Genomic DNA, 13,085 nt, shown 5'->3' with positions numbered 1-13,085 from the left:
ATGTTTCGCATCTATCCAAAAGTACTCACAATTCTTGCTTGCGCCACCATCGCGCTGATGGCGGTGGGCCAATACGCCATCTGGTTTCACGCCCCCGAGGAAATGACCATGGGGCTGGTGCAGAAGGTTTTCTATTTTCATCTGCCCCTTGCGTGGTGGTCCTTTATGGCCTTTTTCGGGGTGTGCGCCGCAAGCGTCATGGTGCTTTGGACCGGACATGAGCGGTGGGACGTTTTGGCCGGAGTGCTGGCCGAAATCGGAGTGCTTTTCAGCGGTCTGGCCCTGATTACCGGCTCTATCTGGGGACGCGCAGCCTGGAATACCTGGTGGACCTGGGATCCGCGCCTGTCGACGACACTTGTGATGTGGTTCGTCTATGCCGGCTATCTGGTCCTGCGTTCCGCCGATGTGGGTGGTACCAAGGGCGCGAAGGTGCGGGCGGTGCTGGGGATAGTGGCCTTTTTGGATGTTCCGCTGGTTTTTCTGTCCGCCAGGCTCTGGCGTTCCATCCATCCGGCCGTACTGGCGTCCAGGGGCGGAGGGCTTGAACCGGAGATGTGGACGGCGGTGTGGATCAATGTCCTGGCCTGGGGCGCGATGTTTGGGACTCTTGTCCTGGCCCGCTACCACGGAGCCGGTCTGAAGCGTCGCGTCGAGGCGGCTCTGATCGGAATCCAGGAAAAGACCTTGCAATAAGGGGATAGGCATGAATTACCTTTTTATCGCCAATGTGTGCGTCTGGCTGGGAGTGGGCGGTTACGTCCTGTTTCTGGCCCGCCAGCACAGTGTTTTGGAGCGCCGCGTACGGCAACTGGAGATCATTGATGGAGACGAATAACGCTTTTCCCCAGAGCGCCCGGCGTTGGGCGATGTATTTTCTGCTGGCCTGCCTCGGCCTCATGCTCTTTGCGGCGGTGAGTTTCAGGGTTGAGAACCCGTCCATCGTGCAGCATGAGCAGCCCCGGGAGATGCCCGGTGGAGGCGGCATGGAGCAGATGGGCGGAGACATGGCCGCAGTGTCGGCCATGATGAAAAAATTGCAGGAAAACCCGGAAGATGTTCAAGCCATGCGCTCCCTTGGCATGTCGTTCATGGACATGCAGGCCTGGGACAAGGCGATGTCCTTCTGGGACATGCTCCTTGAGCGGGATGCAAACGACGTCATGGCCCTCAACCAAAAGGGCTTCTGCCTGTTCGAGATGGAGAAATACGCCGAGGCCGCAGAACTTTTCGAGCGCATGCTGACCATTGAGCAGAAGAATTTTCATGCCCATTACAATCTGGGGGTCATTTACAAACATTATCTGTCGCAACCGGACAAGGCTGCAGCACATTTTCAGGCCGTCATCGACGCCGCGCCCGATGATCCCGGGTTGATCGAAAACGCAAGGAGGGAGCTTGGCGGAAAGTAATTGCCTCGCTCCTGTTTGACACCTCCAAGGGGCTAATGGTAATAGCCCACGATTCCGCAAGCTTTAGTGGCCCGCCATGGCGGGTCATGAATCATATCCCAAACTTGAACATTGTGGAGGAACTGATGAAACGTTTTTCTGGTCTCGTGATCGCGGCGTGCCTGACTTTGCTGACCAGTACGGCATTTGGTGCCGATACCGTTAAGATCGGCGTGGCGGGAGCACACACCGGCGATCTGGCCTCCTACGGCCTGCCGACGGTCAATGCCGCCAAGCTCGTGGCGAAGGACGTCAATGCCAAAGGCGGCATCGACGGCAAGCAGATTGAACTCCTGATCCAGGACGAAGAGTGCAAGCCTGAAAAGGCGACCAACGCGGCCACCAAGCTCGTTTCTGACGGCGCAGTCGTGGTTGTCGGCCACATCTGCTCCGGCGCCACCAAGGCTGCTCTCCCAATTTACACCGAAGCCAAGATCGTGACCATGTCCCCTTCGGCCACCAACCCGGAACTGACCCAGAGCGGCCAGTATCCCACCTTCTTCCGCACCATCGCTTCCGATGACGCCCAGGCGCTGCTTGGCGTCAACTTCGCTATCGACAAGCTGGGTGCCAAAAAGATCGCGGTGCTGCATGACAAGGGCGATTACGGCAAGGGTTATGCCGAGTACGCACAGAAGTTCATCACGGAAAACGGCAAGGCCGAAGTCGTCCTGTTCGAAGGCGTGACTCCCGGTGCGGTGGATTACTCCGCAGTGGTGCAGAAGGTCCGTCAGGCTGGCGCAGATACCGTCATGTTCGGCGGCTATCATCCTGAAGCCTCCAAGATTGTTTCCCAGCTCAAGAAGAAGCGTGTCGACGTGAAGTTCATCTCCGACGACGGCGTCAAGGACGACACCTTCATCAAGGTCGCAGGTGCCGATGCTGAAGACGTTTACGCTTCCGGTCCCCAGGACGTCAGTGGCCTGGAAATGAACAAGGCCGCCAAGGCTGCCCACGTTGCGGAATTCGGTTCCGAGCCCGGCGCGTTCTTTGATGCCGCTTATGCGGCCATGCAGGCCCTGGTCAACGCCATCGACAAGGCCGACTCCACTGACGCCGACAAGATCATGGAAATGCTTCGCACCGAAAACGTGGACACCACCGTCGGTACGATCAAGTTTGACGCCCGCGGCGATGCCGAAGGCGTAGGTTTCTCCATGTACCAGGTACAGGGCGGCGCTTACGTGGAATTGAAGTAGGCTCCCTCCAATAATGCAGCTTTAACCGAGGGACGGGCGATAAAGCCTGTCCCTCGGTTCTTTCAACAGCCCGGCAAGGATTGGTCCAGGACCGGAGCAGACGGGGAATTATGGACTGGCAATATTTTACGGAACTTTTTTTGGGCGGATTGACCAGGGGGAGCATCTACGCTCTCATCGCCATCGGCTACACCATGGTTTACGGCATCATCGAGCTCATCAACTTCGCACACGGTGAAGTTTACATGCTCGGTGCCTTCGTGGGCCTGATCATAGCCAGCGTGCTTGGCATCATGGGGTTTCCCGCACCGGCTATCCTGGTCATCGCCGCAGTGGTGGCGATCATCTACTGCGCGGGGTACGGCTATACCATGGAGAAGGTCGCCTACAAGCCCCTGCGCGGGGCCGGCCGTCTCTCTCCGCTCATTTCCGCCATCGGCATGTCCCTGTTTCTGCAGAACTACATCATCCTGGCCCAGACTTCCGACTTTCTTCCATTTCCGCGCCTGATCCCGGATTTTGATTTCATCGAACCCATCGCCCACGTCTTCGGTTCCTCGGATTTCGTCATAGTGGTCACGAGTGCGTTCTCCATGGCGGGTCTGACCCTGTTCATCAAGTACACCAAGATGGGCAAGGCCATGCGCGCCACTGCCCAGAACCGCAAGATGGCCATGCTGCTCGGGGTCAATTCGGACAGGGTCATCTCCATCACTTTCATACTCGGTTCGTCCCTGGCGGCCCTTGGCGGCGTGCTCATCGCCTCGCATGTCGGCATGGTCAATTTCGCCATTGGTTTTCTCGCGGGCATCAAGGCCTTCACGGCCGCTGTCTTGGGCGGCATTGGATCCATCCCCGGAGCCATGCTGGGCGGACTCTTTTTGGGCTTGTCCGAAAGTTTTGCCACCGGATATATCTCAAGCGACTATGAAGACGTCTTCGCCTTCACCCTGCTGGTGGTCTTTCTGATCTTCCGCCCGTCGGGAATCATGGGCAAGGCCAAGGTGGAGAAAGTATGATCAGCGGACGCAAACGTATCGAAGGGCGGACACGATAATGAACGAATTGAAAAAATCCATCATGGTCAGCCTGTGGTTCATGTTTCTGACCTTTCCCATCATGGTCATTCGCGTAAACACCATCGAAAAGACGGTGATCTGGCGCTGGGAAAACATGGCCTTGATCGGAATCGGCAGCTTTGTTCTGTCCTTTCTGTGGCGCTGGGCCATACGTCGCAAGGAAGCCGGTGAAGCGGTAGCGGCATCCGGAGAGAAGAAGGTCGGAAAATTGTCGGAACTGGCCAACAATCCGGCACTGACCAATACTTTCCGGGCCTTTTTCCTGGTCGTGTTTCTGGTCACGCCCTGGCTGGTGACCACCTATCAGACCAATATCCTGATTTCCTTTTTGCTTTACGTCGTGCTCGGGCTCGGGCTCAACATCATCGTCGGCGTCGCCGGCCTGCTTTTTCTCGGCCATGCGGCCTTTTACGCCATCGGTGCCTATTCCTACGCACTCCTGAACCAGTATTTCGGTCTTGGCTTCTGGATTGCGCTTCCTCTGGGCGGCGTGATCGCGGCCCTGGCCGGCATTGCCCTGGCCTTTCCCGTGCTACGGTTGCGCGGGGACTATCTGGCCATCGTCACCCTCGGTTTCGGAGAGATAGTCCGTCTGGTGCTCGAGAATTGGAGCGACCTGACCGGAGGCCCTTCGGGTATCTCAAACATCCCGCGCCCGGGTCTCTTTGATGCGAAACTCTCGGTCGCGGATGCAAATATCTATATCTATTACATTGTTCTGGTGCTGGCCATCATTACCATCGTTGCCGTGACCCGCCTCAAGGATTCGCGCATCGGCCGCGCCCTGCAGGCCCTGCGCGAAGATGAGATCGCTTGCGAGGCGATGGGCATCGACCGTGTCGGCGTCAAGGTCATGGCTTTTGGCCTTGGAACTGCCTGGGCCGGGTTCGCCGGAGTCATTTTCGCGGCCAAGACCACCTTCATCAATCCGGCGAGCTTCACCTTTTTCGAATCGGCCATTATTTTGTCCATTGTCGTTCTGGGCGGGATGGGGTCAAATCTCGGGGTCATCCTTGGCTCCGCCTTTCTGGTGCTCCTGCCGGAATATCTGCGTGCCTTTTCCGAGTACCGCATGATCCTTTTCGCTACAGCGATGGTGCTGATGATGGTTTTTCGGCCTCAGGGCCTCATCCCGGCCAAGGGGAGGACCTACACCGTGGACGATCCTGAACTGAACACGGCCAATGGAGGACGTATCTAGATGAAACCGGTACTCGACGTCACGGCTGTGTCCATGAATTTCGGCGGCCTGCGCGCTCTTAATGAAGTTCGACTGGAGGTCCAGTCGGGTGAGATAGTAGCTCTTATCGGCCCTAACGGGGCGGGCAAGACCACGTTCTTCAATTGCATCACCAGCATCTACGAGCCCACAGAAGGCGAGGTATGGTTTACGCCCAGAAACGGGACGCGGACCAAGGTCAACGGTCTCAAGCCGAATCTGGTCACCGAACTTGGCATGGCCCGGACATTCCAGAACATCCGTCTTTTCAAGAACATGAGTGTGCTTGAAAACGTCATGATCGCCCGCCATTGCAGGACCAAGGCTGGCATCTGGGGCGCGCTCCTGCGTTCTCCCGGGGTTCTGCGCGAGGAGAAGGAGATCGTGGACCGGAGTTACGAACTGCTCAAATACATGGGATTGCATAAATTCTACAAGGAACTGGCCTGCAATCTGCCGTATGGAGCCCAGCGCAGACTTGAAATAGCCCGCGCCCTGGCCACAGAGCCGACCCTGCTTCTGCTCGACGAGCCAGCCGCAGGCATGAACCCGCAGGAAACCGAAGCCCTCAAGCATATGGTGTTCAAGATCCGGGACGAGATGGACATGGCCATCCTCCTCATCGAGCACGACATGAGCATGGTCATGAGCATTTCGGAGCGGATTTACGTCATGGAGTACGGCTGCCTCATCGCCAGCGGAACTCCGACCGAGATCAGCAGCGATCCTCGGGTCATAAAAGCCTACCTCGGGGAGGAAGCGCATGCTTGAGCTCAAGAACGTCTCCACATTCTACGGCAACATCCAGGCCCTGCACGAGATTTCCCTGCACATCGACAAAGGGGAGATCGTTTCCCTGATCGGCGCCAACGGCGCGGGCAAGAGCACCACGCTCATGTCCATCTGCGGTGGCGTTCCGCCCCGAAGCGGCGAGATCCTGTTCGAGGGGCAGCCCATTCATCAGGTCAAGGCGGACCGGATCGTGCGCATGGGCATTTCGCAGGTTCCCGAAGGGCGTCTCATTTTTCCTGAGATGACGGTCATGGAGAATCTGGATCTGGGGGCTTTTTTGCGCAACGACAAGGTCGGCATCGCCCAGGATCTGGAATATGTCTTCACGCTTTTTCCCATTCTGGCGGAACGCCGCAAGCAATTGGGCGGCACCCTCTCCGGCGGAGAGCAGCAGATGCTGGCCATTTCACGTGCACTCATGGCCCGGCCCAGGCTTCTGCTGCTGGATGAACCATCTCTTGGCCTCGCGCCGATCATTATCGCTCAAATTTTCGACATCATCCGCAAGGTCAACGAATCCGGGACCACGGTCTTTCTGGTCGAGCAGAACGCCAACCAGGCGCTCAAGATCGCTCACCGGGCCTATGTCATGGAAAATGGCCGCATAACCCTTGAAGACTCGGGCACGGCCCTGCTTTCCAACGAGGATGTCAAAAAGGCTTATCTGGGGATCTAACCCCGAATCTTGAATTGTAACCAAATCCCCAGCATCGGGAGAGACAAATATGGAAAAATTTTTAGGCAAGGCATTGACCTTCGACGATGTCCTGCTTGCTCCGGCATACTCCGAAGTGACGCCGGACCAGGTCATTTTGAACACCAGGCTGACTCCGGCCATCGAACTCAATATTCCCTTCTTGAGCGCGGCCATGGACACGGTCACGGAGTCGCGCATGGCCATCTCCCTGGCTCGGGCCGGGGGAATAGGCATCGTGCACAAGAACATGACCGTCGAACAGCAGGCTCTTGAGGTCATCAAGGTCAAGAAGTCTGAGTCGGGCATGATTGTCGATCCGATAACCGTAGACCCGGATGATACCGTCGGCCATGCGCTCGAGTTGATGCGTGACTACCGCATCTCGGGACTGCCGGTGGTTCTTGGAGACCGGCTTGTGGGCATCGTGACCAACCGCGACGTGCGGTTCGTGACCGACATGTCCGCCAAGGTCAGCGAAGTCATGACCAGCAAGAAGCTTATCACCGTGCCGGTGGGTATTTCTCTTGAAGACGCCAAGCGGCATCTGCATGACAACCGTATCGAGAAGCTTCTGGTCGTGGACGAGAGCAACAAGCTCAAAGGACTTTTGACCATCAAGGACATCGACAAGGTTCGCAAGTATCCCAACGCCTGCAAGGACGACATGGGCCGTCTGCGTGTCGGTGCTGCCGTCGGCGTTGGCGCCGGGCGCGCCGAACGCGTCGAGGCTCTGGTCAAGGCTGGTGCGGACGTGATCGTTCTGGATTCCGCCCATGGCCATTCCCGCAATATCCTGGACGCTGTCCGCGCGACCAAGACCGAGTGGCCTGATGTGGAGATCATCGCCGGCAACGTGGCCACCTACGAGGGAGCCAAGGCACTCATCGCTGCGGGCGCCGATGCGGTCAAGGTCGGCATCGGGCCCGGTTCCATCTGTACCACGCGCATCGTCGCCGGTGTCGGCGTGCCGCAGATCACGGCCATCATGGATTGCGTACGCGCCTGCCGCGAAGAGGGACGTTGCTGCATCGCCGATGGCGGGGTCAAGTTTTCCGGGGATGTGGTCAAGGCTCTGGTCGCCGGGGCCGATACGGTCATGATGGGCTCCATGTTTGCCGGAACCGAGGAGAGCCCGGGCGAGAAAATTCTGTATCAGGGCCGCACCTACAAGATCTACCGCGGCATGGGTTCCATCGATGCCATGAAGGACGGCAGCAGCGACCGTTACTTCCAGGAAGGATCCAAGAAGCTCGTTCCCGAGGGCATTGTCGGACGCGTTCCCTACAAGGGTTCGGTGCTCGAGACCATCGACCAGCTTGTCGGCGGCGTACGTTCCGGGATGGGCTATCTGGGCGCCAAGGACATCGAAACAATGCAGCAGAAAGCCCAGTTTGTGGAAATCTCCGCGGCCGGTCTTCGCGAGAGCCATGTCCACGACGTGATCATCACCAAGGAAGCGCCCAATTACAGGGTGGACGCGTACTGAAACTTTCGAGAATATAACCATCCGTGAACTCGGATGGAGGTAAAAATGGATATACAAGAAAAAGTCATCATTCTGGATTTCGGATCCCAATACACCCAGCTCATTGCCCGGCGCACACGTGAATCCGGCGTCTATTCCGAGATTCATCCGTGCACGATCAGCATAAATGAGCTCAAAGCCCTGCAGCCCAGCGCCATCATTCTTTCCGGTGGTCCGGCCTCGGTTTCCAGTCCCGATTCTCCCGGCATCGATCCGTGCATTTTCGAGTGGGGGCTTCCAATCCTTGGCATCTGCTATGGCATGCAGTTGATGGCGCACATGCTTGGTGGCAAGGTCGCGCCCTCCCTGGATCGTGAATATGGCCGCAGCGACCTGCATTTTGAAGGGCATTGCCCCCTGTGGAATACGGTTTCCGAGGCTGAAAAACTGACGGTCTGGATGTCGCATGGCGATCATGTCCTGGCTGTTCCTCCGGGTTTTTCGGTCATGGCCAAGACCCAGAACATCGAGATCGCGGCCATGGCCGATGTCAGCCGCAAGATGTATGCGCTGCAGTTCCACCCCGAGGTCGCGCACACCGAGCAGGGTGATGAGATTCTGCGCAATTTCCTTTTTCAAGTGGCAGATCTCAAGTCGGTCTGGACCATGTCCTCGTTTGTGGATTCCATGCTGCAGGCCCTGCCGGAGCAGATCGGCGACGACAAGGTGGTTTGCGGCCTCTCGGGCGGCATCGACTCAACCGTCGTGGCCGTGCTCCTCAACAAGGCCATCGGCAAGAACCTGCATTGCATCTTTGTCGACAACGGTCTCCTGCGTGCGGGGGAGGGCGACGAGGTCATCGGCTACCTGCGCCAGCATTTCGACCTGAACCTGCATTACATCAAGGCGCAGGACAAATTCCTGTCGCGGCTTGAAGGGCTGGATGATCCCGAACAGAAGCGCAAGATCATCGGCTACACTTTCATCGAGGTTTTCGAGGAAGAGGCCAAGAAGATTCCGGGGGTCAAATATCTGGCCCAGGGCACGCTGTATCCCGACGTCATCGAGTCCATCAGCTTCAAGGGGCCTTCCGCGGTGATCAAGAGCCATCACAACGTCGGCGGACTGCCTGAAAAGATGGATTTTGCCCTGGTCGAACCCCTGCGCGAACTTTTCAAGGACGAGGTGCGTAAAGTCGCTCAGGAACTCGGGCTGCCCGACTTCATCGTCTGGCGTCATCCTTTCCCGGGTCCCGGCCTTGCCATCCGAGTCATTGGCGAGATCACCGATGAGCGTCTTGAAATCCTCCGCCAGGCCGACAAGATCGTCCAGCATGAGCTGATGGCCTCAAACTGGTACTACAAGGTCTGGCAGGGTTTTGCGGTTTTGCTGCCGCTGAAGACGGTCGGCGTCATGGGCGATGAAAGAACTTACGAGCACGTTATCGCCCTGCGCATTGTCGATTCCATCGACGCCATGACTGCCGACTGGTCCAGAATTCCGACTGAAATCCTCGGTCGGATGTCGAGCAGGATCATCAATGAGGTCAAAGGGGTGAATCGGGTGGTGTACGATATTTCGTCCAAGCCGCCGAGCACCATTGAGTGGGAATAGCCGTCCAAAACACACCTCGCACGGAGATGAACCTATGTTTGGAATTGGGTCCACGGAACTTATAGTTATTCTCATTGTCGCCCTGATCGTCATTGGCCCTGCCAAGCTGCCGGAAATGGCCAAATCCCTGGGCAAGGCCCTGGGCGAATTCCGGCGTGTCAGCACCGATGTGAAGCGGACCATCGAAATGGAAGCCGAGCAATCCGAGCAGAAAGTGAAGACGGAACAGGCCAAGAAGGAACTCTACCCTGAAACCGTTGCCAAAGCCCCTGCCGAGCCGGAAGCCACAGCGGTTCCTGCCGAGCCTGAGGCCACAGAGGCTGCTGCGCCCGAGCAGCCCTCCGTGCAGTCCGCGGAGAAGGAAAAGGACAAGGCATGAGCGAGGATCGCACGGATCGGGACAGGATCGAAGGCGAAGCCGGGGCTGAATCTGAAGAGACTTCTTCTCTGAGCCAGACCGAAGACAAGGCCGAAGACCCCGTTCTTTCCGATTCTCCAATGGAAGCGGAAGCCCCCGGTACGGATCGGGAGGACGCTCTGTCTTCGGACGAAGCGGATGGCGGCGATTCCGAACCGACGGAGGATTCGCCATCGGCGGATTCCGCCGGTTCGGAGGCCGTCTTGCCTGTGACGCCGGACGCAGACAATGCGCCCGAAAGTTCCTCTGACATCGAGGCCAAGGGCGACGGTGGCGTTGCGGAGGCCGAAGCCAAGGCCAAAGAAGAGGAGCCCGTGCATGAGATGACGTTCACCGAGCACCTCAATGAGTTGCGGGTGCGTCTGGTACGTTGCATCATCGCGGCTTTCGTGGGTCTTATGGTTTGTTATGCGTTTGCCGAGCAGCTCTTCACAATGCTCATGCAACCGCTTGTCACGTTGCTCGAACCTTCCGGCGGTTCGCTCATCTACACAGGTCTGCCCGAAGCCTTCTTTACCCACCTCAAAGTCGCGGCCATCGCGGGTCTGTTCGTGGCCAGCCCCTACATTTTCTATCAGCTCTGGATGTTCATCGCTCCCGGTCTTTACGAAGGGGAGCGAAAATACATGATCCCCATCGCCCTGTGTTCGGCCATTTTTTTTGTGACAGGGGCTCTTTTTGGATATTATGTTGTCTTCCCGTTTGGTTTTCAGTTTTTTCTGGGCTATGCTACGGATGTCATAAAGCCCATGCCCTCGGTCAAAGAGTATTTCAGCTTTTCGACCAGCATGCTTTTTGCGTTTGGTTTCATTTTCGAGTTGCCGCTGTTCATGTTTTTCCTCTCGGCTCTTGGGCTCGTGAAGCACAATACCCTGCGCAAGTACCGCAAATACGCCATTTTGGGGAGTTTTGTCGTGGCGGCCGTGCTCACCCCGCCGGACGTTGTATCGCAAACGCTGATGGCCGGGCCGCTTTGTTTGCTGTATGAGGTTGGCATTTGGGTGGCCTATCTTGTCGAAAAGAATAAGAAGCCCAAAGAGCCCCCGGCGGAAGATGACGCGGCAGCGGAAGCCAAGGGATAACCAAAGGGTCGGGTTTTGTAGCCCGGCCTTTTTTTACCGCAAGGAGACGTTATGCAGCCTCGTACAGGCCGAATTGAACGGGAGACCCGGGAAACCCGGATTTCGGTGGCAGTGAATCTCGATGGAACAGGCGCCTGCTCGGTGCAAACGGGGTTCGGCTTTGCCGACCACATGCTCGATCTTCTCGGACATTGGGCCGGTTTCGATCTTGAGATTTCCTGCAAAGGCGATCTGCATATAGATGCGCATCATTCCCTGGAGGATATCGGCCTGTGTCTTGGCAATGCCTTGAGCATGGCTCTTGGGGAGCGTCGTGGCATCGCTCGAGTCGGGTGTGCGAAGGTGCCCATGGACGAGGCCCTGACCGAGGTCTGCCTCGATCTTTCCGGACGGTCATATCTGGTGTACGAGGAAAACGTATTGCCAGCGGTGATCGCCGGAGAAGAGAAGGACCTGTGGCGTGAATTTCTGAAATCGCTGGCGTCCAAGGCGGGCATGAACCTTCATGTGCGCATGCTTTACGGACAAAACGGACACCATCTGCTGGAATCGGTATTCAAGGGACTCGGCCTGGCTCTGCGGCAGGCCGTGCGCGTGGAACGAGAAGACGTGCTCAGCACCAAAGGAGGTCTCGACGCATGAGATACATCATTCCGGTTTTATTGCTAATCTGTTCGGCCTGCGCGACTACTGCGCACTGGCCCGCCGTCGAGCCGAAGGCCACCCTTGCCGTGGCGCATTTTGTTCACGCGCAGCATGATTGGGAACTCATGGCAGGCGTGCTGCCGGATGAGGTTTCGGTCATTTCCGAAGAAGTGCTGGATGCTCTGGACGATCAGTTGGCCGCCACTCTGGATAAAAGCGAGGCACGCACGGTGATTCACGCGGCCACGGTCAGGCAGTGCGAGGAGATCGTGCAGGCCGGGAAGGAGAGACCGCGCTTTGAGCCTCTGGACTACTGGAAGAACGTGGGGACCTGCATCAAGGCTGATTTTCTGCTTGTGCCCTTTGTTTCCCGTTGGCAGGAACGCGATGGTGGTGAATGGGGCGTGACCCGCCCGGCCAGCGTGACTCTGGATCTTTATCTGATCAACATGGCCACCAGTGAAGTGCGTCGCTATCATTTTGAAGAGGAACAGCAGGGACTGGCTGAAAACCTGCTCAAGGGAGGGCGTTTCTTCAAACGCAAGGGACGCTGGATCACGCCGCTTGAAATTGCGGCCGAAGCTTTGGAAGAAGGGACGAGGGTTCTTGGTTTATGAATATATTTCCGGCAGTTGACATAAAGGATGGCAAGTGCGTGCGCTTGCGTCAGGGCGTCGAGGATCAGGTCACGGTTTTCTCCGACGACCCGGTGGCCATGGCCCGGCAGTGGGTCGATGCGGGCACCAGGTGGCTGCATGTCATTGATCTTGATGGAGCGTTCAGCGGTACTCCGCGCAATATGGAGCTCATTCGGGAGCTGTGTTCGGCGGTCTCCATCCCGGTGCAGTTGGGCGGCGGGATTCGTAGCGTCGAGATCGCGGGCAAATATCTCGAAGCCGGAGTGACGCGCCTTATCATCGGCACTGTGGCTCTCGAAGACCCGGCCCTTTTCCGCGAACTCTGCCAGGCCTATCCGGGCCGCATCGGCGTGTCCCTGGACGCCCGCGACGGACAGCTCAAGACCAAGGGCTGGGTCGAAGACGCTGGCAAGACCGTAGCCGACGTGGTGCCGGAACTCGAAGCCGCCGGAGCGGCGTTCTTCATCTATACCGACATCAGCCGCGACGGCATGCAGTCCGGGGTCAACATTCCGGCCCTTGAGTCACTGCTGGCCATGACGGACCTGCCCGTGCTCATCGCAGGTGGGATCTCCACCCTTGAGGATGTGCAGGCCGTGCACCCCCTGCGCGAGCAAGGTCTGGCCGGGGTCATCACCGGCAAGGCGATCTATGCCGGAAGCCTTGATCTCAAAGCCGCACTCGATTGGCTTGCAGCAAGGGAATAGACTGTTTTTTTTCAGTGTCTTTGAAACGCAGAACGCCCGGTCTTTTTGACCGGGCGTTCTGCGTTTCAAAACCGGGAAA

General features: G+C 57.6%; 15 protein-coding genes. All 15 read left to right on the top strand.

Features of this window, described 5'->3' with window-relative positions:
* The 15 genes from CVU60_06415 (at position 1) to hisA (ending at position 13,006) form a co-directional block, all read left to right on the top strand.
* Positions 1-696: a cytochrome C biogenesis protein CcmC gene (locus tag CVU60_06415; GenBank protein ID PKN42325.1), complete on the top strand. Its 696-nt coding sequence runs from the start codon at positions 1-3 to the stop codon at positions 694-696.
* A 10-nt stretch (positions 697-706) separates the two neighbouring features.
* Positions 707-838, top strand: coding sequence for a CcmD family protein (locus CVU60_06410; protein PKN42324.1), 132 nt, complete (start codon positions 707-709; stop codon positions 836-838).
* Positions 825-1,412, top strand: coding sequence for a hypothetical protein (locus CVU60_06405; protein PKN42323.1), 588 nt, complete (start codon positions 825-827; stop codon positions 1,410-1,412). The genes CVU60_06410 and CVU60_06405 overlap by 14 nt, the downstream gene beginning before the upstream one ends.
* A gap of 125 nt (positions 1,413-1,537) precedes the next feature.
* Positions 1,538-2,650, top strand: coding sequence for a branched chain amino acid ABC transporter substrate-binding protein (locus CVU60_06400; GenBank protein PKN42424.1), 1,113 nt, complete (start codon positions 1,538-1,540; stop codon positions 2,648-2,650).
* Between the two features lie 110 nt (positions 2,651-2,760).
* Complete coding sequence (locus tag CVU60_06395) at positions 2,761-3,669, top strand: branched-chain amino acid ABC transporter permease LivH (protein ID PKN42322.1); 909 nt, start codon at positions 2,761-2,763, stop codon at positions 3,667-3,669.
* Positions 3,670-3,706: 37 nt separating this feature from the next.
* Positions 3,707-4,930, top strand: coding sequence for a branched-chain amino acid ABC transporter permease (locus tag CVU60_06390; GenBank protein PKN42321.1), 1,224 nt, complete (start codon positions 3,707-3,709; stop codon positions 4,928-4,930).
* The gene (locus CVU60_06385; protein ID PKN42320.1) at positions 4,931-5,719 is read left to right on the top strand and encodes an ABC transporter ATP-binding protein; all 789 of its coding nucleotides are present in this window, start codon (positions 4,931-4,933) and stop codon (positions 5,717-5,719) included.
* Complete coding sequence (gene livF, locus CVU60_06380) at positions 5,712-6,416, top strand: branched-chain amino acid ABC transporter ATP-binding protein (protein PKN42319.1); 705 nt, start codon at positions 5,712-5,714, stop codon at positions 6,414-6,416. The genes CVU60_06385 and livF overlap by 8 nt, the downstream gene beginning before the upstream one ends.
* 49 nt (positions 6,417-6,465) lie before the next feature.
* A complete protein-coding gene (locus CVU60_06375) occupies positions 6,466-7,923 on the top strand; it encodes an IMP dehydrogenase (GenBank protein ID PKN42318.1) in 1,458 nt (485 codons plus the stop codon).
* A 45-nt stretch (positions 7,924-7,968) separates the two neighbouring features.
* Entirely contained in the window at positions 7,969-9,516 is a 1,548-nt protein-coding gene (guaA, locus tag CVU60_06370) for a GMP synthase (glutamine-hydrolyzing) (GenBank protein ID PKN42317.1), read from the top strand.
* Positions 9,517-9,550: 34 nt separating this feature from the next.
* The gene (tatB, locus tag CVU60_06365) at positions 9,551-9,895 is read left to right on the top strand and encodes a twin-arginine translocase subunit TatB (GenBank protein ID PKN42316.1); all 345 of its coding nucleotides are present in this window, start codon (positions 9,551-9,553) and stop codon (positions 9,893-9,895) included.
* A gap of 362 nt (positions 9,896-10,257) precedes the next feature.
* Positions 10,258-11,016, top strand: a complete 759-nt coding sequence (gene tatC / locus CVU60_06360; protein ID PKN42423.1) for a twin-arginine translocase subunit TatC — start codon at positions 10,258-10,260, stop codon at positions 11,014-11,016.
* A gap of 51 nt (positions 11,017-11,067) precedes the next feature.
* Positions 11,068-11,658, top strand: a complete 591-nt coding sequence (locus CVU60_06355; GenBank protein ID PKN42315.1) for an imidazoleglycerol-phosphate dehydratase HisB — start codon at positions 11,068-11,070, stop codon at positions 11,656-11,658.
* Positions 11,655-12,278 (top strand): hypothetical protein, encoded by a 624-nt coding sequence (locus CVU60_06350; protein PKN42314.1) that lies wholly within the window; start codon positions 11,655-11,657, stop codon positions 12,276-12,278. Before CVU60_06355 ends, CVU60_06350 begins: the two co-directional genes overlap by 4 nt.
* Positions 12,275-13,006, top strand: a complete 732-nt coding sequence (hisA, locus tag CVU60_06345; GenBank protein PKN42313.1) for a 1-(5-phosphoribosyl)-5-[(5-phosphoribosylamino)methylideneamino]imidazole-4-carboxamide isomerase — start codon at positions 12,275-12,277, stop codon at positions 13,004-13,006. Before CVU60_06350 ends, hisA begins: the two co-directional genes overlap by 4 nt.
* Positions 13,007-13,085 lie beyond the last annotated feature (79 nt).

The organism is Deltaproteobacteria bacterium HGW-Deltaproteobacteria-18 (assembly GCA_002841885.1).
GTDB lineage: Bacteria > Desulfobacterota > Desulfovibrionia > Desulfovibrionales > Desulfomicrobiaceae > Desulfomicrobium.
The sequence above is the reverse complement of the archived record's forward strand: the minus strand, read 5'-3'. Positions and strand labels throughout refer to the sequence as shown.